The sequence below is a fragment of the Seohaeicola sp. genome, assembly GCF_048006315.1.
Classification (GTDB): domain Bacteria; phylum Pseudomonadota; class Alphaproteobacteria; order Rhodobacterales; family Rhodobacteraceae; genus Seohaeicola.
Genome location: NZ_CP180350.1, coordinates 710,428 through 731,187, shown reverse-complemented (window position 1 = coordinate 731,187; position 20,760 = coordinate 710,428). Strand labels below are relative to the sequence as shown.

Annotated in this window: 20 protein-coding genes and 1 tRNA gene; 14 read left to right on the top strand and 7 right to left on the bottom strand. The window is 63.0% G+C overall.

What is annotated here, in order from left to right; all coding sequences use genetic code 11:
- Positions 1 to 60: 60 nt before the first annotated feature.
- The 3 genes from ctaD to lipB form a co-directional block, all read right to left on the bottom strand.
- A complete protein-coding gene (gene ctaD, locus ACMUJL_RS03645; protein ID WP_068290668.1) occupies positions 61 to 1,731 on the bottom strand; it encodes a cytochrome c oxidase subunit I in 1,671 nt (556 codons plus the stop codon).
- Between the two features lie 247 nt (positions 1,732 to 1,978).
- On the bottom strand, positions 1,979 to 2,401 hold the full coding sequence (locus ACMUJL_RS03640) for a c-type cytochrome (RefSeq protein WP_068290665.1): 423 nt from the start codon (positions 2,399 to 2,401) through the stop codon (positions 1,979 to 1,981).
- A gap of 107 nt (positions 2,402 to 2,508) precedes the next feature.
- Positions 2,509 to 3,159 (bottom strand): lipoyl(octanoyl) transferase LipB, encoded by a 651-nt coding sequence (gene lipB / locus ACMUJL_RS03635; protein ID WP_416914127.1) that lies wholly within the window; start codon positions 3,157 to 3,159, stop codon positions 2,509 to 2,511.
- 131 nt (positions 3,160 to 3,290) lie between these two features.
- Between lipB and ACMUJL_RS03630 the strand changes: the two genes are divergently transcribed.
- The 3 genes from ACMUJL_RS03630 (at position 3,291) to ACMUJL_RS03620 (ending at position 6,520) form a co-directional block, all read left to right on the top strand.
- The gene (locus ACMUJL_RS03630; RefSeq protein WP_416914126.1) at positions 3,291 to 4,937 is read left to right on the top strand and encodes a peptidoglycan-binding domain-containing protein; all 1,647 of its coding nucleotides are present in this window, start codon (positions 3,291 to 3,293) and stop codon (positions 4,935 to 4,937) included.
- A gap of 114 nt (positions 4,938 to 5,051) precedes the next feature.
- Positions 5,052 to 5,137, top strand: a tRNA-Leu gene (locus tag ACMUJL_RS03625).
- Between the two features lie 147 nt (positions 5,138 to 5,284).
- On the top strand, positions 5,285 to 6,520 hold the full coding sequence (locus tag ACMUJL_RS03620; protein ID WP_375570375.1) for an acyl-CoA dehydrogenase family protein: 1,236 nt from the start codon (positions 5,285 to 5,287) through the stop codon (positions 6,518 to 6,520).
- Positions 6,521 to 6,650: 130 nt separating this feature from the next.
- Here ACMUJL_RS03620 and ACMUJL_RS03615 read toward each other — a convergent pair whose 3' ends face one another.
- The 3 genes from ACMUJL_RS03615 to ACMUJL_RS03605 form a co-directional block, all read right to left on the bottom strand.
- Positions 6,651 to 7,712, bottom strand: coding sequence for a YeeE/YedE family protein (locus tag ACMUJL_RS03615; RefSeq protein WP_375570377.1), 1,062 nt, complete (start codon positions 7,710 to 7,712; stop codon positions 6,651 to 6,653).
- A gap of 27 nt (positions 7,713 to 7,739) precedes the next feature.
- Positions 7,740 to 8,048 (bottom strand): ArsR/SmtB family transcription factor, encoded by a 309-nt coding sequence (locus tag ACMUJL_RS03610; RefSeq protein ID WP_138176885.1) that lies wholly within the window; start codon positions 8,046 to 8,048, stop codon positions 7,740 to 7,742.
- Between the two features lie 178 nt (positions 8,049 to 8,226).
- Positions 8,227 to 8,619: a thioredoxin family protein gene (locus ACMUJL_RS03605; RefSeq protein ID WP_375570379.1), complete on the bottom strand. Its 393-nt coding sequence runs from the start codon at positions 8,617 to 8,619 to the stop codon at positions 8,227 to 8,229.
- A gap of 117 nt (positions 8,620 to 8,736) precedes the next feature.
- Between ACMUJL_RS03605 and ACMUJL_RS03600 the strand changes: the two genes are divergently transcribed.
- From ACMUJL_RS03600 to ACMUJL_RS03550, 11 genes are all read left to right on the top strand, one after another.
- A complete protein-coding gene (locus ACMUJL_RS03600) occupies positions 8,737 to 9,474 on the top strand; it encodes a cytochrome c biogenesis CcdA family protein (RefSeq protein WP_068290653.1) in 738 nt (245 codons plus the stop codon).
- A 23-nt stretch (positions 9,475 to 9,497) separates the two neighbouring features.
- Positions 9,498 to 10,064, top strand: a complete 567-nt coding sequence (locus tag ACMUJL_RS03595) for a SoxW family protein (RefSeq protein WP_416914125.1) — start codon at positions 9,498 to 9,500, stop codon at positions 10,062 to 10,064.
- Positions 10,065 to 10,244: 180 nt separating this feature from the next.
- Positions 10,245 to 10,718: a sulfur oxidation c-type cytochrome SoxX gene (soxX, locus tag ACMUJL_RS03590; protein ID WP_375570383.1), complete on the top strand. Its 474-nt coding sequence runs from the start codon at positions 10,245 to 10,247 to the stop codon at positions 10,716 to 10,718.
- Positions 10,719 to 10,750: 32 nt separating this feature from the next.
- A complete protein-coding gene (soxY, locus tag ACMUJL_RS03585; protein WP_375570385.1) occupies positions 10,751 to 11,167 on the top strand; it encodes a thiosulfate oxidation carrier protein SoxY in 417 nt (138 codons plus the stop codon).
- A gap of 71 nt (positions 11,168 to 11,238) precedes the next feature.
- The gene (soxZ, locus tag ACMUJL_RS03580) at positions 11,239 to 11,568 is read left to right on the top strand and encodes a thiosulfate oxidation carrier complex protein SoxZ (protein WP_068290647.1); all 330 of its coding nucleotides are present in this window, start codon (positions 11,239 to 11,241) and stop codon (positions 11,566 to 11,568) included.
- A gap of 77 nt (positions 11,569 to 11,645) precedes the next feature.
- A complete protein-coding gene (gene soxA / locus ACMUJL_RS03575; RefSeq protein WP_375570387.1) occupies positions 11,646 to 12,500 on the top strand; it encodes a sulfur oxidation c-type cytochrome SoxA in 855 nt (284 codons plus the stop codon).
- Between the two features lie 135 nt (positions 12,501 to 12,635).
- Positions 12,636 to 14,333 carry a thiosulfohydrolase SoxB gene (gene soxB / locus ACMUJL_RS03570; RefSeq protein ID WP_375570389.1) on the top strand — a complete coding sequence of 566 codons (1,698 nt, stop codon included), beginning with the start codon at positions 12,636 to 12,638 and terminating at the stop codon, positions 14,331 to 14,333.
- 111 nt (positions 14,334 to 14,444) lie between these two features.
- Complete coding sequence (gene soxC / locus ACMUJL_RS03565) at positions 14,445 to 15,728, top strand: sulfite dehydrogenase (RefSeq protein WP_068290642.1); 1,284 nt, start codon at positions 14,445 to 14,447, stop codon at positions 15,726 to 15,728.
- Positions 15,712 to 16,938 carry a c-type cytochrome gene (locus ACMUJL_RS03560; protein WP_375570392.1) on the top strand — a complete coding sequence of 409 codons (1,227 nt, stop codon included), beginning with the start codon at positions 15,712 to 15,714 and terminating at the stop codon, positions 16,936 to 16,938. Before soxC ends, ACMUJL_RS03560 begins: the two co-directional genes overlap by 17 nt.
- A 304-nt stretch (positions 16,939 to 17,242) precedes the next feature.
- Entirely contained in the window at positions 17,243 to 17,953 is a 711-nt protein-coding gene (locus ACMUJL_RS03555; RefSeq protein WP_375570394.1) for a c-type cytochrome, read from the top strand.
- Between the two features lie 30 nt (positions 17,954 to 17,983).
- Complete coding sequence (locus ACMUJL_RS03550) at positions 17,984 to 19,246, top strand: NAD(P)/FAD-dependent oxidoreductase (RefSeq protein WP_068290640.1); 1,263 nt, start codon at positions 17,984 to 17,986, stop codon at positions 19,244 to 19,246.
- A gap of 103 nt (positions 19,247 to 19,349) precedes the next feature.
- Here ACMUJL_RS03550 and ACMUJL_RS03545 read toward each other — a convergent pair whose 3' ends face one another.
- Complete coding sequence (locus ACMUJL_RS03545; protein WP_416914124.1) at positions 19,350 to 20,579, bottom strand: FAD-binding domain-containing protein; 1,230 nt, start codon at positions 20,577 to 20,579, stop codon at positions 19,350 to 19,352.
- Positions 20,580 to 20,760: the final 181 nt, after the last annotated feature.

Sequence of the window (20,760 nt, the reverse complement as noted above, 5' to 3'; positions counted from 1 at the left end):
CGCAACAAGGAAAAAGGGCCCCCAGTCGGGAGCCCTTCGTCATGCGTGTCGTGCCGTGCCTTAGTGGGCGTGGCCCTTGTCCCAGTCTTCGCGCTTGGGAAGCTGCTCGAACGTGTGCTCGGGCGGCGGGCTGGGCAGGGTCCATTCCAGCGTGTCGGCATATTCGTTCCAATAGTTGTTCTGGGTGACGCGCGCGCCACGGAACAGCGAGTAGAAGATAATGCCGAAGAAGAACAGGAACGATGCGAAGGAGATGAACGCGCCGATCGACGACCAGTAGTTCCAGACGGCGAATGCCTCGGGATAGTCGATGTAGCGGCGGGGCATGCCCTGACGGCCAAGGAAGTGCTGCGGGAAGAAGGTCAGGTTCGAACCCAGGAACATCATCCAGAAGTGCAGCTTGCCGGCCCATTCGGGATAGTGACGGCCCGTCATCTTGCCGAAGTAGAAGTATACCCCGGCGAAGATCGCAAAGACCGCACCCAGCGACATCACGTAGTGGAAGTGCGCCACGACATAGTAGGTGTCATGGTAGGCACGATCCACGCCGGCCTGGCTGAGAACGACGCCGGTCACGCCGCCAACGGTGAACAGGAACAGGAAGCCGAAAGCCCAGAGCATCGGGGTTTCGAAGCTGACCGAACCGCCCCACATCGTGGCGATCCAGCTGAACACCTTCACGCCGGTGGGAACCGCGATGACCATGGTGGCCATCATGAAGTAGGACTGCTGCGTCAGCGACATGCCCACGGTGTACATGTGGTGCGCCCAGACGACGAAGCCCAGCGCGCCGATCGCGATGATCGCCCAGACCATCGGCAGGTAACCGAACACCGGCTTGCGCGAGAAGGTGGCGATCACGTGGCTGATGATGCCGAATCCCGGCAGGATGATGATGTAGACCTCGGGGTGGCCGAAGAACCACAGGATGTGCTGATAGAGAATCGGGTCACCACCGCCTGCGGGATCGAAGAAGGTCGTGCCGAAGTTGCGGTCGGTCAGCAGCATCGTGATGGCGCCTGCCAGAACCGGCAGCGACAGCAGGATCAGCCAGGATGTCACGAAGATCGACCAGGCGAACAGCGGCACCTTGAACAGGGTCATGCCGGGGGCACGCATGTTCAGGAAGGTGGTGATCATGTTGATCGCACCAAGGATCGACGAGGCGCCCGACACGTGGACAGCGAAGATCGCCAGATCCATCGAGAAGCCGCCTTCGTTGGTGGACAGCGGCGGGTAAAGCACCCAGCCCACGCCCGAACCCAGTTGGTCGTTGCCGCCCGGCGCCAGCAGCGAGGCGACGCCAAGTGCCGTACCGGCCACATACATCCAGAAGGACAGGTTGTTCATGCGCGGGAACGCCATGTCCGGCGCACCGATCTGCAGCGGCATGAAATAGTTGCCGAAACCGCCGAAGAGGGCGGGAATCACGACGAAGAACATCATCAGGACGCCGTGATAGGTGATCATCACGTTCCAGAGGTGGCCGTTGGGCGTGCATTCTGCCGAAGAGGCAATGAACCGTGCGCCTTCAAGGCACATGTACTGGACACCCGGCTCCATCAGTTCCATCCGCATGTAGATGGTGAAGGTGACCGAGATCAGACCGACCAGAGCCGATGTGATCAGGTAAAGGATGCCGATATCCTTGTGGTTCGTGGACATGAACCAACGGGTGAAGAACCCGCGCTGGTCCTCGTGTCCGTGGCTGTGAATGGCTGCGTCGGCCATGCGGTTGCCTCCTGTAGTGGTGTATTGGCGCGGAGAAGACTCCCCGCGCGGCGTTCTCGACCTGTTTAGAATGGCTTGGCGTCAACGGCAATCCGCGAATTTGATCTGAATCAATGTATATTGTCGCACCTGCCGCACTGTCAGCCTGACGCGACACTTGTTGCAAGCTGTTGACAAAAAACAAAAAAGCCCGGCGTGGCGCCGGGCTTTCCTGACAATGTGTCGCGGGCTGTCCGCGCGATGCGGATCAGTTGGTCGCAGGGGCGACCGATGCCAGATAGGCGGCCACATCCTCGGCGCCCTTGGCCAGCTTGAAGCTCATGGCCGAGCGCGCCTTGGCGTCGCCGGTGAATTCCACGAGGAATGCCTTGGGGTCCTGCACATAGGTGGCCAGGTTCTCTTCGTCCCAGACCAGGCCTGCTTCGCCAGCGGCTGTAATGCTGGGGCCGTAGCGGAAGCCTTCCTGTGAGGCGGCGGCGCGGCCGATCACGCCGTAAAGGTTCGGGCCGGTCTTGCCGCCTTTCACGATGTCAGTGCCGTCGGCTGCCTGGATCATGTGGCATGCCTTGCACTTGTTGAACTCGCGCTCGCCCTTGGCAGCGTCGCCTGCGGCAAAGGCAGGTGCGGACAGAACCATCAGGGCGGCAGAAGCGGTAATCAGGAATTTCATCGTCGGACCTCTTGGGTTTGGTGTGTGGTCGAGTCTTTCCGGCCACCAGTGATACGCCTACAATTAACGCACGCAACAGTCATTTCAACTTTGCGGGACATCTGCGACTATTCGCCGAAGATTGTCCCGAAGCTCTTTTGGAGCGCTGCGTCCAGTTCGGCCATGCTCACGTCATGCCCCAGATCCCGCAGGCTGGTGACGCCATGCTGCGTGATCCCGCAGGGCACGATGCCGGAAAAATGCTCCAGTTCCGGGTCAAGGTTGATCGATATCCCGTGGAAGCTGATCCATTTGCGCAGGCGGATGCCGATGGCCGCGATCTTGTCCTCGGCCAAGGCGCCAGCCGGGCCGCGCGGCTTGTCGGGGCGTTCCACCCAGACGCCCACGCGCCCCTCGCGGATATGCCCCTCGACGCCGAAAGCGGCCAGTGTCTCGATCACCCAGGCCTCGAGTTGCTGCACGAAACGGCGCACGTCATGACCGCGCCGGCCCACGTCCAGCATCACGTAGATGACCCGCTGACCGGGGCCGTGATAGGTGTATTGTCCGCCGCGCTTGCTGGGATGGACCGGAAAGCGATCCGGGTCGGTCAGATCCTCGATCCGCGCGCTGGTCCCCGCCGTGTAAAGCGGCGCATGTTCCAGCAGCCAGATCGACTCGGGCGCGGTGCCAGCCGCGATGGCGGCGGCGCGCCGTTCCATCTGCTGTTCGGCTTCGCGGTAATCCGTGAAACCCGGGGTGGTGATCCATTCTACCATTTAGAGAATTTCCTGCTCTTTAGATCGCCTTTTACCCTTTATGGTATGCATCGGGTGCATATCATCTTTGGGAAACGCACGTCCTGAGGTACCCTTTTGACATTATTTTAGCATCAGGGGGAATTTTTGAAATGACGAGTTATCGCATGAAGGCCGGTCTTGTTGCCGCGCTCTGTTTTTCTGTCACGGCCACGCAATCCGCAGCCGACAACCTGGGGGCTGCCATCGTCGGCGGCATCCTGGGCGGCGTCATCGTGAACGAGGCGAACAAGAATCGCCAGCGCACGACCACGCGCAGCAGCCAGCCGCGCAGCACCATGAGTTCCGCCACGCGCGAACAGAACCGTCAGGTGCAGACCTCGTTGAACTATTTCGGCTTTCCCGCAGGCACCGCCGATGGGGTAATGGGACAACGGTCGCGCGCCGCAGCCGCGCAATACCAGGCGCATCTGGGCTTTCCGGCGACAGGTGAATTGACGCCATACGAGCGTGATTTCCTGATCTCGTCCTATAGCCGCGCGCAGATCGGCGGGCCGCAGGTGATGCGCGAGATGAATACAAACCCGCAGGGCGTGAAGGGCCTGCTTGTCATCTGGCGCAACGAGGCGATGGGCGGGGGCGCGGGCCCCCGCAGCGCCAGCTATGGCGGCATGCCGCCCGAGGTGTCTGCCGCCGTCGACGAGATCGCGGCAAGTTCAGAACCCACCGCCGAACAGCTGATGCAGCGATCGGGTTTCATCCAGTTGGCGGATCTGAACGGGGACGGGCGCACCGATTACCTGATCGACACATCGGTCACGGGCAGTTCCTTCTGGTGCGGGGCCAGCAGCTGTTCGGTGATGGTCTTTGCCTCGACCCCGCAGGGATATGCGCGCAACGATTTCCTGGCCTTCAACGCGGTGCCGGCGATGTTCACCTGCCGCCAGGGGGCCTGCCAGATGTCGGGCGATGCGGGGGGCGCAGGGGGCGTGATGGCCGCCGCGCCGCAGCCGACGACGCCCGCCGCACCCGCCGCACCGCAGGCCCCGGCCACGGTGATGGCGGCCGCCCCTGCGCCTGCGGCCAGCGGCCTTTCGGCGCTGCCGATCTTCGGCGCGGCGCAGGCACCGGCGCAGGCGCCTTCCCTGGCCAGCCACTGCAGCAAGGTCAGCCTGCTGACCAATTCGAACGGCGGCTTCGTGACGCTGGCCTCGATGACCGATCCCGACCTTGCGCTGAGCGAACAGTTCTGCCTCACCCGCACTTATGCCATCGGCAAGGGCGAAGAGATGGTGGCCAAGGTCCAAGGGCTGACCCAGGCGCAGGTCGACCAGCAATGCGACGCCTTCGGCCCGGTCCTTGCGCCCTTCGTGGCGATGCTGGACAGCGCCGACAGCGCCACCGTGCGGGCCGAGGTGCAGACCTTCGTTCTGGGGGCCGCAATGACGGTCGAACAGTTGCAGGCGACGGCCGAGATCTGCCTCTACACCGGATATCGTCGTGACCGGATGGAGGTTGCGCTTGGCTCTGCCCTGCTGCTGGTGGGCATCGGTCAGACACCCTATGCGGAACTGGTCGGGCATCACCTGTCGCAGGGCTTTGGCGTCAACCGCTCGGACGAGGGGGCGCAGGACTGGTACGCCGTGGCGGTCGATGCCGTGGCACAGGGGGCGTCGCCCGTCTTTGCGCCCGGACAGCCCGAACGGATGGAACTTCTGCGCGCTGCATCGGCAAGCCTGGGCGGCGCCCCCTCGCCGCAGGCCCAGAAGGCCGCATTGCCGGCCTTCAAGCTGGATTGATCCATCCGCAAGGTGCGAAACAAGGGGGCAGGGGCCATGCAGGCCCCTGCTGCATTTCTGCTCTTCACAAGGGGGCGGGCTTTGTCTATACGGCCCCTCGTCACCTGATCACGTGCGGTCGTGGCGGAATGGTAGACGCGCAGCGTTGAGGTCGCTGTGGGGTAACTCCCGTGGAAGTTCGAGTCTTCTCGACCGCACCAATCAGGCTGATGGCCTCCTCTTAAGATACGGTTCAATGTGCCGCCGCCCCTGCGACGCGGCGTCTTTTGCACGTTTCCCGGCTTTCCATCCAGCAAAGGACGTGATGTTATCTGCGTGGAATTGATTTTCGCAGGGAGGAAATAGGCATGGATATGAACTTCGGGATGCGCGCCGAGAATCGGCGCCTGCTGGACCGTGTGGCCGCCATGATCCGCGATGAGGTTATGCCGCTGGAGGACGAGTATCACGCCGAGATCGCCAAGGAAGATCGCTGGCAGTTTACCGCGCGCCAGACCGAGATCCTGGAAGGGCTGAAGGCCAAGGCCAAGGCCGAAGGTCTGTGGAACTTCTGGCTGACCGACAGCGAGAAGGGCTTTGGCCTGAGCACGGTGGAATATGCCTATTTTGCCGAAGAGATGGGAAAGACGCCTCTTGGCGCCGAGGTCTTCAACTGCTCGGCCCCCGATACCGGCAACATGGAAGTGTTCGAGCGTTACGGCACCCCCGCCATGAAGAAGCAGTGGCTGGCCCCGCTGCTGGAAGGGCAGATCCGGTCGGCCTATCTGATGACCGAACCCGATGTCGCCAGTTCGGACGCCACGAATGTGTCGATGTCCTGCGTTCGCGATGGTGATGACTATGTGCTGAACGGTCAGAAATGGTGGGCCTCGGGTGCGGGCGATCCGCGCTGCAAGGTCTATATCGTCATGGTCAAGACCGGCGGCGACGATGCGGCCAAGCATGCACGCCATTCCATGATCGTGGTGCCCGCCGCCACCAAGGGCATCGAGGTGCTGCGCCCGATGGAAGTCTACGGCAATGACGATGCGCCGCACGGGCATATGCATATCCGTTTCACCGATGTGCGCGTGCCGGCCGAAAACCTGCTGCTGGGCGAGGGGCGCGGCTTCGAGATCAGCCAGGGCCGCCTTGGGCCGGGCCGCATCCATCACTGCATGCGTGCCATCGGGCAGGCCGAATCCGCGCTGGAACTGATGTGCAAGCGGTCGCTGGCGCGTGAGGCCTTCGGCAAGAAACTGGCACAGCTCGGGGCGAATTTCGACATCATCGCCGAATGCCGGATGGAGATCGAGATGGCCCGCCTGCTGTGCCTCAAGGCGGCCTGGTACATGGATCAGGGCGACAAGCGCGCCGCGGCCCCGTGGATCAGCCAGATCAAGGTGATCGCACCGCGTGTGGCCCTCAAGGTCATCGACGAGGCGGTGCAGATGTTCGGCGGGCAGGGCGTCAGCCAGGACACGCCCCTGGCCCATAAATGGACGCATGTGCGCACCCTGCGGCTGGCCGACGGCCCCGACGCCGTGCATCGCCGCCAGGTGGCCCGCGCCGAATTGAAGAAATACACGCAGGAAAAGGTCTGAGGGACCAGACCCGGATCACCTGGGATCAACAAGGGATCAAAGGGGGCTGGTGCCCCCTTTTTTCATGGCGCGAGGGCGGGTACCGCCGGACCGCGTATTCTTGGAACGATCACGGCGCAGGCTGCGCCGCTTACTCTGCGGGCTGGAAACCCTCGATCAGTTGACGCAGGCCAAAGGCCGCCCCGGCCAGGATCGCCAAAAAGGTGAGGGGCGCCGAGAAGGCCAGTACCGAAAATGCCGAGACACCTTGCCCGATGGTGCAGCCAAGCGCCAGAACCGCGCCCACGCCCATCAGCGCAGCACCGGTGATCTGGCGGCGCAACTCGCGCGGATCCTCGCAGGCTTCCCAGCGGAAATGGCCCTTGAACAGCGAGCCGATGAAGGCACCCAAGATCACCCCTGCCACCGATCCCACGGCGAAGGAGGGCGCACGCGCCGAGCCGGTCATCGCGTAAAGCAGGCTTTCGCCCACGGGGGCGGAAAAGCTGTGGGACACGACCGGCATGTCGGTATAGCCCGTGCTCGCCACCCAGTAGCTGCCGGCCCAGCCCGACACGATTGCCAGGGCCACCACGGCAGACCAGAAGATCGCGCGGCCATTCGCAAGAAAGCGTCGCGAGGACAGGGTGCCGGCCACGATCAGTGCGCCGATTGCCATCCCGATGACCGCAACGGATCCACCCGACAGATCGGCCACAAGATGCGCCAGGCCCGGCGGCATCTCGCCGGGGACGACATCCTGCTGGTTGATCAGCATGGCGCGCAGCGGTGCCAGCGGGCCCGACATCACGAAATAGGCTGAAAGGCCCATGACCAGAACGATCACGAAGGCCCGCATGTCTCCCCCGCCCAGCCGCGCGATCGACCCGAAGCCGCAGTTGCCGGCCAGTGCCATGCCGTATCCGAACATCAGACCGCCGATGATCGACACGACAGGCATCCAGCGGATCGACAGGTAAAACGAGCGCTCAGGCTCCAGCAGGCCCGTCGCCATCAGGCCGAAGGTGCCCATGACCGACAGCCCGATCGCCAGCACCCACATCCGCATGCGCGTATCGTTCTGACCGTAAAGCAAGTCCTCGATTGCGCCCATGGTGCAGAAGCGGCCAAGGCGTGCCGCAAGGCCGAGCAGCAGACCGCTGGCCATGCCGATCAACGCCACAAGGGCGCTGTCGCTGATCCCTTCGAACATCGCCTGATCCTCCCCGATCCGCTGTGTTCAGATGCGTGTGCCGGACTCGTCCACGCAGAACAGTTCGTATACGAGTTCGAGTATACGTTTCGGGCGCTCATCCGCCAAACGATAATAGATGGCCTTGCCGTCGCGGCGCGGAACCACAAGCCCCTCGAGGCGCAAGCGGGACAATTGCTGGCTGACGGCGGCCTGTCGGGCAGAGAGCAGCTCTTCCAGTTCGGTCACGGATTTCTCGCCGGAGACAAGGTGGCACAGGATCAGCAGGCGGCCCTCATGACTGAGCGCTTTCAGGAAATTGCTGGCCGTCGTCGCATTGTCGACGAAGCGGTCCATCTCGGCATCCGAGATGCTGTCTGTGAATACTGGAAGCGGCACTTGCCCTGTCCCCTGCCTTCTTTCGGTCGTGCATACCTGTTCTTTGCAGGCACGCGTAGTGCTGTTCTGCCGGACCGGATCGTCCGGTTGCGCCTTGAGCCCGAGGCCGCGCAGGGCCCCCGCCAAAGCAAGGATGTCAGCTCGACCCGATGAAATCCGTCTTCTCCTTTAGCATCTTTTCCAGCAAGCCCCAGAAGAAATCTTCGCCGGGATAGCCCTCGATTCGGTCCAGTTCGCGGCCTTCGTCCACGAGGATGAAGGTCGGCGTGAACAGGACGGGGCGGTCGAAGGTCATTCCTTCGGGCGCGCCTTCGCGGATATTGACCACCCGCAGGGGGGCGAAGCGGCCAAGGTCGGTGTTGGGATAGGCCGGGCCGATCTGCTTTTTCCACGCGATGCAGTAGCCGCAGCCTTCGCAGTCGATCATGACCAGTTCTGCGGCGCGTGCCGCCTGCGGTGTCAGCAACAGGGCCACGACAAAAAGGGTAACCGCTGCAAGGGGACGGCGTATGGCCTTGAGAAGACGCATGGAACAACCCTGTTCATGACGGATGGCTGACGAATATATGTTGACGTATGAAAAAATTGACGACAACCGTATACAAAAGATAATCTGAATATGTGAATAATTCAAGGAGTCCCGCATATGCTGGACATCTCCTATGCAGGGGCCGCGCTGGCGGGGCTGCTGTCTTTCTTTACGCCCTGTATTCTGCCGATGGTTCCATTCTATTTATGCTACATGGCGGGCATTTCCATGTCCGAGCTGCGCGATGACGGGGCCATCGTACCCGGCGCGCAGAAGCGGCTGGTGATCTCGGCGGTGTTTTTCGCCCTGGGTGTCAGCACCATATTCGTGATGCTGGGCATGGGGGCCACGGCGCTGGGCCAGACCTTCGCGCAATGGCGGCAGCCGCTGTCCTATGTGGCCGCCGCGATCCTTTTGCTGTTCGGCCTGCATTTCCTGGGCATTCTGCGGATCGGGCTGCTGTACCGGGAGGCGCGGCTGGAAAGCAAGGCAGAGCCTACGACGGTGATCGGCGCCTATGTCATGGGGCTGGCCTTCGGCTTTGGCTGGACGCCCTGTGTGGGCCCCGCGCTGGCGGCGATCCTGATGGTGGCCAGCGGCATGGGCGACATCTGGCAGGGCGGCAGCCTGTTGCTGGTCTATGGCCTTGCGATGACGGCCCCTTTCGTGGTGGCCGCGCTTTTCGCCAAACCGTTCCTGGGCTGGATGCAGCGCAATCGCCGCTATCTGGGCCATGTGGAAAAGATCATGGGTGTCATGCTGATCGTCTTTGCGATCCTGATCGCCACCAATGCGGTCAATCTGATCGCGGATGCGATGATCCGCTGGTTTCCGGGGTTCATGTCGCTCGGGTAGGGCGCAAATCGAGGGAGGATGGAATGAGAGGACTGAGAACAACCCTGGCCGTGGCGTCCACGGCTCTGGCGCTGGCCATCATGCCGGTGGCGGCGGCGGAACTGGGTGATGACGGGCTGCACAAGGCCGCCTGGATGCGCGACACGTTCAAGGACCTGCGCGAGGACCTGGCCGAGGCCAATGCCGAAGGCAAGCGTCTGGCGATCATCTTCGAACAGCGGGGCTGCATCTACTGCAAGCAGATGCACGAGGAGGTCTTTCCCGATTCGGAGATCGATTCGTTCATCCGCGAGAATTACTTCGTGATCCAGATGAACATGTTCGGCGATGTCGAGGTCACCGATTTCGATGGCGCGGTGCTGCCGGAAAAGGAGATGGCGCGCAAATGGGGGCTGATGTTCACCCCCACGCTGATGTTCTTCCCCGAAGAGGTGCCAGAGGGCGTCGCCGCCCCGCAGGCTGCGGTTGCCGTCATGCCCGGCGCCTTCAAGAAAGGTACTACTCTTGCGATGTTACGCTGGGTTGTCGAGAAGGGATACGAGACCGACGAGCCCTTCCAGAAATACCTGGCACGACAGCTTTCGCAATAGTCGCGGAAGCTGCGCGGGGCAGGGCGCGCGATCTGCCCGCAACGGCCCGGAAAGGGCTGCGCGGAGTTTTCAGATAAGCAAATTCGTTTTTATGAATTTGTTGTTGCAAGGAACCCCGCGCGTGGACTACGGTATACAAAGCTAACTCAGCCAGAAGACCTGGTAGCTAAGGGAGGGAACATGAGGCTTTCAACATTGACACTGGCGGCAACGCTCGTGGCATCCGGCGCGTTCGCGGCGGAGCCCGTGGCACCGGCCGATGTGGTCTACACCGATGCCGGCGCCATCGAAGCGTCGCTGTCCGGGACACCTGGCAACGCCGAAGAGGGCGTCAAGGCGTTTTCGAGCCGGTCCATCGGCAACTGCGTCGCCTGCCACGAGATCACGGGGCTGGGCGCGGCTTTCCCCGGTAACGTGGGGCCGATGCTGGACGGTGTCGGCAGCCGCTGGAACGAGGCAGAACTGCGCGGGATCGTGGCCAATGCCAAGTTGGTCTACGACGGCACGATCATGCCGGCCTTCTACAAGGTGGACGGGTTCACCCGTCCGGGTAACGCATACACGGGCAAGGCAGCCGAAAAGATCGAGCCGCTTCTGACCGCACAGCAGATCGAAGATGTGGTGGCGTTCCTGATGACTCTGAAAGACGAGTGATCGGGAAGCGCTTGATAAAAGGAGACAACAGAATGGATTTCACAAGACGTGATACTCTGGCGCTGGGCATGGGTGCCGTCGCTCTGACCGTACTGCCCTTCCGGGCGAATGCGGCAGCCGACGACGCGATTGCCGCCTTCACCGGTGGCGCCGCCATGGCCGATGCCGGTGTGACCCTGACGGCACCGGAAATCGCAGAAAACGGCAACACCGTGCCGATCTCGGTCGAGGCCGAGGGCGCCGTGTCGATCATGGTTCTGGCTGCGGGCAACCCGACGCCGGGCGTGGCAACCTTCACCTTCGGCGAGATGGCCGGGGCGCATTCCGCGTCGACCCGCATCCGTCTGGCAGGCACCCAGGACGTGATCGCGATCGCGAAGATGGCTGACGGCAGCTTTGCCAAGGCCAGCTCGAACGTGAAGGTCACCATTGGCGGCTGCGGCGGCTGATCCGCGTCATCGCTCGCTGGTCCGGAGGGGCCGGCATTCGTTAACGCATAGAGAGATTTAGGAGAGACAAAATGGCAGAAGGCGTAAAACCCCGCGTCAAGGCCCCCAGCAAGGCAGCAGCCGGCGAGGCGGTCGTTCTGAAGACCCTGATCAGCCACCAGATGGAATCGGGACAGCGCAAGAACGCGGACGGCACCCCGATCCCGCGCTCGATCATCAACCGCTTCACCTGCGAATTCAACGGCACGTCCGTGATCGACATCCAGATGGAGCCGGCGATCTCGACCAACCCGTATTTCGAGTTCGAGGCCGTGATCCCCGAAGCAGGCGATCTGAAGTTCACTTGGTACGATGACGACGGTTCGGTCTACGAGGACACCAAATCCGTGGCGATCGGCTAAGCCGCACGGTCCAGCGAGATCTCGGGGCGCGGCGTCAAAAGGACCGCGCCTCGGGCAGCCAAAAGGGAGGGCACTACATGAAATTCAAGGCAATGACGGCTGTGGCCGCACTGCTTCTCTCGGTTCCGGCAATGACGCTGGCAGATCCTGACGAGGACTCGCTGGCCATCAATGGCGAACTGGACATGGTCACCGAGACCGCAGCACCCGCGCATCTGTCCGATGCGCTGGACACCATCTATTCCGGCTGGCGCTTCCGCGAGGATGAGACCCAGGCCCTGCAGATGGATGACTTCGACAACCCCGGCATGGTCTTCGCCGATCTTGGCCTTGACCAGTGGAACAAGGTCGAAGGCGAAGCGGGCAAGTCCTGCGCATCCTGCCACGGCACGCCCGAGGAAAGCATGAAGGGCGTTCGCGCCGTTTATCCCAAGTGGAACGAGACCGCGGGCGAAGTGCGCACTCTGGCGATGCAGATCAATGGCTGCCGCACGGAGAACATGAAGGCCGAGCCCTACAAGTACACCAGCGGCCAGATGACCAACATGGAAGCGCTGATTTCTGTGCAGTCGCGCGGCATGCCGGTGGACGTGGTGATCGACGGTCCCGTTCAGGCGACCTGGGAAGCGGGCAAGGAAATCTACTACACCCGTTTCGGCCAGCTGGAGCTGTCTTGCGCCAATTGCCACGAAGACAACTATGGCAACATGATCCGCGCCGATCACCTGAGCCAGGGTCAGATCAACGGCTTTCCGACCTATCGTCTGAAGAACGCCAAGCTGAACCAGGTTCATGATCGCTTCAAGGGCTGCATCCGCGACACCCGCGGCCACACCTTTGATCCCGGCAGCCCCGAATTCGTGGCGCTGGAGCTTTACGTGGCCAGCCGCGGCAATGGCCTGTCGGTCGAAGGCCCCTCGGTCCGGAACTGAACCATTCATCGGGGGCGGGAGGCCCGCCCCCGATATTTTTTTGCAAGCTTTTGAAAAGACGGGCCAAAAAGGCCAAACCGCTGGCCTGTACGGGCAGCGGTCCGGGAACACTCTAACCTATCGGAGCACGGGATCATGATCTCTCGCCGTGATTTTCTTCAGGTCGGTATGGCCGCATCCGCGCTTGTTGGCGCATCGGGTTTCGGCAACTGGGCGCGCCTTGCCGCGCAGCAGAGCCTGACGCAGGATCAACTGTTGCAGTTCGACACCTTCGGCAACGTCTCGTTGATCCACATCACGGACATCCACGCGCAGCTCAAGCCGATCTTTTTCCGCGAGCCCGAGATCAACCTGGGCGTCGGCGACAACAAGGGCCACGTGCCCCACATCACGGGTGCCGATTTCCGCAAGCTCTACGGGATCGACGACGGCTCTGCCTCGGCCTATGCACTGACCTACAATGACTTCACCGCGCTGGCAAAAACCTATGGCCGCATGGGCGGCATGGACCGCGTCGCCACGGTGGTGAATTCGATCCGCGCCGAGCGTCCCGATGCGCTGCTGCTGGATGGCGGCGACACGTGGCACGGTTCTTACACCTGCTATCACACGCAGGGCCAGGACGTGGTCAACGTGATGAACGCGCTCAAGCCCGATGCGATGACCTTCCACTGGGAATTCACGCTTGGCACCGAACGTGTCCGCGAGCTGGTCGAGGGGCTGCCTTTCGCCGCTCTTGGCGCGAATATCTTCGACGCTGAATGGGACGAGCCGTCCGAGGATTTCAAACCCTACCAGTTCTTCGAACGCGGCGGCGTCAAGATCGCCGTGATCGGGCAAGCGTTCCCCTACATGCCCATCGCCAACCCCGGCTGGATGTTCCCCGAATACAGCTTCGGCATCCGCGATCAGCGCATGCAGGAAGTCGTGGACGAGGTGCGCGCCGAGGGCGCAGAGCTTGTTGTCTGCCTCAGCCACAACGGCTTTGACGTGGACAAGAAGATGGCCAGCCGCGTGACAGGCATCGACGTGATCCTGACCGGCCATACCCATGACGCGCTGCCCGAACCGGTCCTGATCGGCGAGACGATCCTGATCGCATCCGGGTCGAACGGCAAATTCGTCAGCCGCGTCGATCTGGACGTGCGCGAAGGCCGCCTGATGGGCTTCCGCCACAAGCTGATCCCGATCTTCTCGGATGTGATCACCCCCGACGCCGAGGTGGCGGCCCTGATCGACGAACAGCGTGCACCCTTCGCGGACAAGCTGTCCGAGGTGATCGGCCAGGCCGATACGCTGCTCTATCGTCGCGGCAACTTCAACGGCACCTGGGATGACCTGATCTGCGACGCGCTGATCACCGAGCGCGAGGCCGATATCGCGATGTCGCCCGGCGTGCGCTGGGGCCCGTCGATCCTGCCGGGGCAGGACATCACCCGCGAGGATATCCACAACGTCACCTCGATGACCTATGGCCAGGCTTACCGCACGGAAATGACCGGCGAATTCCTGAATGTCATCCTGGAAGACGTGGGTGACAACCTGTTCAATCCCGATCCCTACTACCAGCAGGGCGGCGACATGGTGCGCGTGGGTGGCCTGGGCTACCGCATCGACGTGTCCAAGCCGATGGGCCAGCGGATCAGCGACATGACCCTTCTCAAGACGGGCGAGGCGATCGATCCCGCGAAAACCTATGTGGTGGCCGGTTGGGCCTCGGTCAACGAGGGCACCGAAGGACCGCAGATCTGGGATGTGGTCGAAGACTACATCCGCAAGCAGGGCACCGTGAAGGTTGCCCCGAACACAAGCGTGCAGGTGGTGGGGGCCTGAGCCCCCATTGCCGCGGCCTTGGGGGAGTGAGCCCCCATTGCCAAGGACCCATTTTGACTCTATCAAATTCACAAAACCGAATTTGATGATCTGAAAAGGAGGCAAGGACAAATGACAGCCAGCTCCAATGACATGAAATCCTCGCGTCGCGCGTTCCTTCGGGGCGCGCTGGCCGCAGGTGGTGCGGTGGCAGGGGCCACTGCAGCCAAGGCGGCGGGTCCCGACCCGCTGATCACCGAGATCCAGCCCTGGGCCAGCGGCCTGGGCGACGGGGTGGACGCCACGCCCTACGGCATGCCGATCAAGTTCGAATCCGACGTGGTGCGCCGCAATGTCGAATGGCTGACGGCTGACGTGATCAGTTCGATCAACTTCACCCCGATCCATGCGCTTGACGGCACGATCACGCCGCAGGGCTGCGCCTTCGAGCGGCACCATTCCGGCGCGATCGAGCTGTCGAAAAAGGAATACCGCCTGATGATCAACGGGCTGGTGGACCGCCCGCTGATCTTCACCTACGAGGATCTCGAGCGTTTCCCCCGTGAGCAGCACGTGTATTTCTGCGAATGCGCCGCCAACACGGGCATGGAATGGGCCGGCGCGCAGCTGAACGGCGCGCAGTTCACCCACGGCATGATCCACAACATGGAATACACCGGCGTCTCGCTGCGCACCCTGCTGACCGAAGCCGGTCTGGATGCGGCGGGCGACCTGTCGGACAAGTGGGTCTACGTGGAAGGGGCCGATGCCTCGTCCAACGGCCGCTCGATCCCGATGGAAAAGGCGCTGGACGACGTGCTGGTGGCCTTCAAGGCCAATGGCGAGGCGCTGCGCAAGGAACATGGCTATCCCGTGCGCCTGGTCGTGCCGGGCTGGGAAGGCAACATGTGGGTCAAGTGGCTGCGCCGCGTCGAGGTCATGGATGGCCCCGTGGAAAGCCGCGAGGAAACCTCGAAATACACCGACACGCTGGCCGATGGCACCTCGCGCAAGTGGACGTGGGTGATGGATGCGAAATCCGTGATCACCAGCCCCAGCCCGCAGGCACCGATCCATCACGGCAAGGGCCCGCTGGTCATCACCGGCCTGGCATGGTCGGGCCGTGGCGCGATCACCCGTGTCGACGTGACCACCGATGGCGGCAAAACCTGGCATCAGGCGCGCCTGGCGGCACCTGGTCAGGCCAAGGCGCTGACCCGGTTCTATTTCGATCACAACTGGGACGGCGAAGAGATGCTTCTGCAGGCCCGCGCCCATGACGAGACGGGCTATGTCCAGCCGACCAAGACGCAGCTGCGCGACATTCGCGGCCTGAACTCGGTCTATCACAACAACTGTATCCAGACCTGGTGGGTGAAACCGAACGGGGAGGCTGAAAATGTCGAAATCTCTTAATCTCTACGGTGGTCTTGGCGTCGGTGCCGTGGCACTTCTGACCGGGGCCTACAACTTTGCCGATCGCTTCGTGGCACCGATGCCGACCGAATCCCGCGTGATGGGCGAGGCGCCCGCCAACCCCGATATCGGGTTCATGGTGCGCCCGGCCGTGGCCAGCACCACGCCCAGCGATGGCCCGATGGGCATTGGCCGCCTGGCCCTGCCCGAAGAGGTCGCGGCGTGGGATATGGACGTCAGCCCCAACGGAACCGGCCTGCCGGTCGGTTCGGGCAGCGTCGAGGATGGCGATACCCTGTTCCAGGATTATTGTGCGGTCTGCCATGGTGTGTTTGCCGAAGGTGTCGACAACTGGCCCAAGCTGGCCGGTGGCACCGATACGCTGGACCGCGAGGACCCGCTCAAGACGGTGGGATCCTACTGGCCCTACCTGTCGACCGTCTGGGACTATGTGCACCGCTCGATGCCCTTCGGCAACGCGCAAAGCCTGTCGGCGGACGAGGTCTATGCCATCACGGCCTATATCCTTTATTCCAACGACCTGGTTGAGGACGATTTCGTTCTGTCGAACGAGAACTTCACCGAAATCGAATTGCCCAACGCGGGCGGCTTCATCATCGATGATCGCGACCAGACCGAATTGCCCGTCTTCTCGCAGGAACCCTGCATGGAGAACTGCAAGGACACGGTCGAGATCACGATGCGCGCCACCGTTCTGGACGTGACGCCTGACCAGACTGCCGCGCGTGTGGCTTTCGAGGCCGAGCAGGCTGCGGAAGCTGCGGCCGAAACCGCCGAAGCAGCCCCCGCGACCGAACAGGTTGCCAGCACCGAAGCGCCTGCCGCCACGCAGGAAGCTGCCGCGCCGGCGGCGGCTGGTGGTCTGGACATGGAACTGGTTGCCGCGGGCGAGAAGGTCTTCAAGAAATGTGCGGCCTGCCACCAGGTGGGCGAGGGCGCGCAGAACAAGACCGGTCCGCAGCTCAACGGGGTGATGGGCCGGGCGCTGGGTGGCGTCGAAGGCTTCGGCTATTCCAAGACCATGGCCGAGATGGGCGCCGCCGGCACCGTCTGGAACGAAGAGACGATGGCCGCGTTCCTGACCAAGCCGCGCGACTACGTCAAGGGCACCAAGATGTCCTTTGCGGGCCTCAAGAAGGAAGACGAAATCGCCGCGATCAACGAATATCTCAAGTCGTTCTCGCAGTAATCCGACGATAGCGGGCAGGCCGGTGATCCGGCCTGTCCTGCACCGCGTTGAGGGGCGGGGTGCAAAGCAAGGCAAAGACGTGGACCTGGTTTTGGAGGAGACGGATCCACGCGTTCGGGCAGGCTGGTCGGAACATGCGTTTCGACTTCCAAGCCGCTGTTCCCTCACGCGTTCCTGATTTTCCGACCGATCCGTGTCATCCGGTCCTACTCGCGTTGGATACATGTGTCCCGCTGTGTTTCCGGTTGTTTTTCATGGCCCTTTCAGGCTTGTTTGAAGGGCGAACGAACAGGATGACGTGACGATGATCCGCAGCATGTTGAACCTTCTTGTGGCTGGGTTTCTTCTGGGAGGCACCGGTGCTGCCCAGGCGGAACTTCTGGGTGATGCCGCGCGTGGCGAGACCCTTTTTCGCGACTGCGCATCCTGTCATCAGGTGGGCGCGGGCGCGAAGAACCGCGTCGGCCCGCAGCTCAACGATATCTTCGGTCGCAAGGCGGCCAGCGCAGGCGAGGATTATCGCTACTCCAAGGGGCTGACGCGGATGGGCGCGGATGGCCTTGTCTGGACCTTCGAGACGCTGAACGCCTATATCGAGAACCCCAAGGCCCTGGTCAGCGACACGCGCATGGCCTATCGCGGCATGAAGGATGAAACCGATCGCGCCGATCTTCTGGCCTATCTGCGCGGGTTTTCCGCAAGCCCGGCCAATATCCCGGAAAGCCAGCCCACCGCCCGCGCCAGCGAGGTCGAGCTGCCGCCCGAAACTTTGGCCATCGTGGGTGACAAGGCTTATGGCGAATACCTGTCCAGCGAATGCCTGACCTGTCACCAGCGCAGCGGCGCGAACGAGGGTATTCCGGGTGTCGTCGGATGGCCGGTCGAGGATTTCGTGATCGCAATGCATGCCTACAAGCGCCAGATCCGCCCGCATCCCGTGATGCAGATGATGGCAGGGCGGCTGTCTGATGAAGAGATTGCGGCCTTGGCCGCATATTTCGCGGAGCTGGAATAATCCGCAGGTGGTTCTAGGGAGGAACTGAACATGAAACTGAACAGAAGAGCTTTCATCGGCACCGGCGTCGCCGCCGCTGCCGCATTGCAGGCGCCGATGGTCTGGTCACAGGGGCGGCCGCGTGTGGTCGTCGTGGGCGGCGGGGCAGGCGGGGCCACGGTGGCGCGCTACCTGGCCAAGGACAGCCAGGGGCAGATCGATGTCACCCTGGTCGAACCGACGCGGCATTACTACACCTGCTTTTTCTCGAACCTCTATATCGGCGGCTTCCGCGATATCGCCAGCATCGGCCATTCCTACGGCAAGCTGGCGGCGGAATACGGGATCAACGTGGTGCATGACTGGGCCGTAGGCGTGGATCGTGACGCCAAGACCGTCACGCTGGCGGGCGGCGCGGTGCTGCCCTACGATCGCCTGGTCCTCAGCCCCGGTATCGATTTTGTCGACGGATCGGTTCCCGGCTGGGATGTCTCGGCGCAGAACAAGATGCCCCATGCCTACAAGGCCGGGTCGCAATCCGAACTGCTGAAGGCGCAGATCGAGGCGATGCCCCAGGGCGGACGCTTTGCGATGATCGCGCCGCCGAACCCCTATCGCTGCCCGCCGGGACCCTATGAGCGGATCAGCATGGTCGCGCATCTGCTGACCCAGGTAAACCCGACCGCCAAGATCCTGCTGGTCGATCCGAAGGAAAAGTTCAGCAAGCAGGCCCTGTTCGAGGAAGGCTGGGCCAGGCATTACCCCGGCATGATTGAGCGGATCGGCCCCGATTTCGGCGGCGACAAGGTCGAGGTGCGCCCCGATGCGATGGAAGTCGTGATCGACGGCACGGTGGAAAAGGTCGATGCCTGCAACGTCATTCCCGGCCAGAAGGCCGGTCGCATCTGCGAGATGGCCGGCATCACCGAAGGCAATTGGGCGCCGGTCACCGGCTACACCATGCAAAGCCGCGTGGATGGCAACATCTATGTGCTGGGCGATGCGACGGCGCAGGGCGACATGCCGAAATCGGGCTATTCGGCCAACAGCCAGGCCAAGGTTGCCGCCATGGCGATCCGGGGCGAGCTGATGGGCAGTTCCGTGTTCCCGGCCAAATACTCGAACACCTGCTGGTCGCTGATCGCACCCGAAGACGGGGTCAAGGTCGGCGCGGCCTATGAGCCCACGGACGAGAAGATCGCAAGCGTATCCAGCTTCGTCAGCCAGACCGGCGAGGATGCGGCCCTGCGCAAGCAGACCTACGAGGAAAGCCTGGGCTGGTATGCGGGCATCACCACCGACATGTTCGGCTGATCCCATCGGCCCGTGATAAAGCACCGCCCCGCGCGCAAGCGTGGGGCGGTTCGCGTTGTGAACCGGCGCCGCGCCCTGCGGGCCCCGCGCGATGGCGCGGTTGTCACACCGGCCCGATTCCCTTCAGCGCGCCCAGCAGGGCGGGGATCTTGTCCTTGAACTTGAAGAACCCATGCGTGGCATGCGGCCAGGCGGCGCTGTCATGGGCGCGGCGCAGGCGGACCAGGCGTATGCCGTCATGGGTCAGATGCCGTTCCAGCGCATCCAGCGCGCGGGCGTTCGGGCCGACCGGCGCATAGGGCGTCACGATCTGTCGCGCCCCGGTCTCGTGCGCCCAGAGGGCCAATGCCTCGACCTGCTGCTTTGGCGGCGAAAGCTCTCCCAGCCTGTCTTTCCAGCGCGTGGCGACATCCACCATCGCATCCGACACGAAACTTTCCAGATGCGGCGCGACATGCAGCGGGCTGCGCTCCGTCACCGTGGACAGAAAGCTGGTGCCCAGCGGAGCCGGGACCTGGTCGCACAGATAACCGGGGCTGAGGTCGTCGTCATGCAGCAGCAGGGCCGTGGGCAGATCCCGATCCACCTGCCCGACAGATGGCAGCGCGATGCGCGGCGCCTCGGGCCCGTCCAGCGGGATCGCGACCGTGGCCAGACCCTTGGGGCGAAAGCGCCCGCCGGTATAGGTCTCGATATTGTCGGGACGCGCCAGGTAGGTCTTGCCGCGCGTCTGCAATCCGGCCACCCAGCGCCAACCCAGCGTATTCGACGCCGGATCGCCATCCAGCAGGTGGCGCATGAAGAAATCGGCCCCCAGTTCCCAGGGCAGACGCAGGGTGAAGATCCAGATCGAGGCGAACCACATCCGCGCGTGGTTGTGCAGATAGCCCCTCTGCCGCAATTCCTGCGCCCAGTGATCGAAGGCGTCGATCCCGGTCTGGCCGCCGCAGGCATCGGCCCAGGCACGACGCAGGCCGGATTGGGTCTGCACCTGGTCCAGCGCCGCCGTCAGGCCGCTGCGATACATCTCCCAGACGGCGGGGCGCTGTTCCAGCCAGCCTTTCCAGTAGCTGCGCCAGTACACTTCCTGCACGAATTTCTCGGCCGCCTGTGGCGAATGGCGGCCCAGCACGGCCTCCAGCACCTCGGCCTCGGTCAGCAGGCGATGCCGCAGATAGGGCGACAGGGTCGAGACATGCCGATGCCCGCCCGCGCCGAAATCATGGTTGCGCATCCGGGCGTAATCGGCGCCCGCATGCGGCACGAAACGCGACAGACGTTCCAGCGCGGCGGTGCGCGTGGCGGGAAAATCGGTGGCGATGCTCTGCGTCATGATGCGTGGTCCCATGGTGCCTGTCCGGGGTCTTCAGCCGCCGATCTAGCGCCCCGGACGCAGGCTTCAACGCCCGGATTGAGGGCGTGTTCAGGGTGTTGCGGGGCGATAAATCCCCCGCGCCCCTTGCAGCCCGATGGGCGCAAGACTAGACTCCGGTAACACCTCGGGACTATGGATG

What these genes read in the sequence shown, in the direction of transcription:
- ctaD (WP_068290668.1), bottom strand. Translation starts at nt 1,731, where the DNA reads ATGGCCGACGCAGCCATTCACAGCCACGGACACGAGGACCAGCGCGGG.
- ACMUJL_RS03640 (WP_068290665.1), bottom strand. Translation starts at nt 2,401, where the DNA reads ATGAAATTCCTGATTACCGCTTCTGCCGCCCTGATGGTTCTGTCCGCA.
- lipB (WP_416914127.1), bottom strand. Translation starts at nt 3,159, where the DNA reads ATGGTAGAATGGATCACCACCCCGGGTTTCACGGATTACCGCGAAGCC.
- ACMUJL_RS03630 (WP_416914126.1), top strand. Translation starts at nt 3,291, where the DNA reads ATGACGAGTTATCGCATGAAGGCCGGTCTTGTTGCCGCGCTCTGTTTT.
- ACMUJL_RS03620 (WP_375570375.1), top strand. Translation starts at nt 5,285, where the DNA reads ATGGATATGAACTTCGGGATGCGCGCCGAGAATCGGCGCCTGCTGGAC.
- ACMUJL_RS03615 (WP_375570377.1), bottom strand. Translation starts at nt 7,712, where the DNA reads ATGTTCGAAGGGATCAGCGACAGCGCCCTTGTGGCGTTGATCGGCATG.
- ACMUJL_RS03610 (WP_138176885.1), bottom strand. Translation starts at nt 8,048, where the DNA reads ATGGACCGCTTCGTCGACAATGCGACGACGGCCAGCAATTTCCTGAAA.
- ACMUJL_RS03605 (WP_375570379.1), bottom strand. Translation starts at nt 8,619, where the DNA reads ATGCGTCTTCTCAAGGCCATACGCCGTCCCCTTGCAGCGGTTACCCTT.
- ACMUJL_RS03600 (WP_068290653.1), top strand. Translation starts at nt 8,737, where the DNA reads ATGCTGGACATCTCCTATGCAGGGGCCGCGCTGGCGGGGCTGCTGTCT.
- ACMUJL_RS03595 (WP_416914125.1), top strand. Translation starts at nt 9,498, where the DNA reads ATGAGAGGACTGAGAACAACCCTGGCCGTGGCGTCCACGGCTCTGGCG.
- soxX (WP_375570383.1), top strand. Translation starts at nt 10,245, where the DNA reads ATGAGGCTTTCAACATTGACACTGGCGGCAACGCTCGTGGCATCCGGC.
- soxY (WP_375570385.1), top strand. Translation starts at nt 10,751, where the DNA reads ATGGATTTCACAAGACGTGATACTCTGGCGCTGGGCATGGGTGCCGTC.
- soxZ (WP_068290647.1), top strand. Translation starts at nt 11,239, where the DNA reads ATGGCAGAAGGCGTAAAACCCCGCGTCAAGGCCCCCAGCAAGGCAGCA.
- soxA (WP_375570387.1), top strand. Translation starts at nt 11,646, where the DNA reads ATGAAATTCAAGGCAATGACGGCTGTGGCCGCACTGCTTCTCTCGGTT.
- soxB (WP_375570389.1), top strand. Translation starts at nt 12,636, where the DNA reads ATGATCTCTCGCCGTGATTTTCTTCAGGTCGGTATGGCCGCATCCGCG.
- soxC (WP_068290642.1), top strand. Translation starts at nt 14,445, where the DNA reads ATGACAGCCAGCTCCAATGACATGAAATCCTCGCGTCGCGCGTTCCTT.
- ACMUJL_RS03560 (WP_375570392.1), top strand. Translation starts at nt 15,712, where the DNA reads ATGTCGAAATCTCTTAATCTCTACGGTGGTCTTGGCGTCGGTGCCGTG.
- ACMUJL_RS03555 (WP_375570394.1), top strand. Translation starts at nt 17,243, where the DNA reads ATGATCCGCAGCATGTTGAACCTTCTTGTGGCTGGGTTTCTTCTGGGA.
- ACMUJL_RS03550 (WP_068290640.1), top strand. Translation starts at nt 17,984, where the DNA reads ATGAAACTGAACAGAAGAGCTTTCATCGGCACCGGCGTCGCCGCCGCT.
- ACMUJL_RS03545 (WP_416914124.1), bottom strand. Translation starts at nt 20,579, where the DNA reads ATGACGCAGAGCATCGCCACCGATTTTCCCGCCACGCGCACCGCCGCG.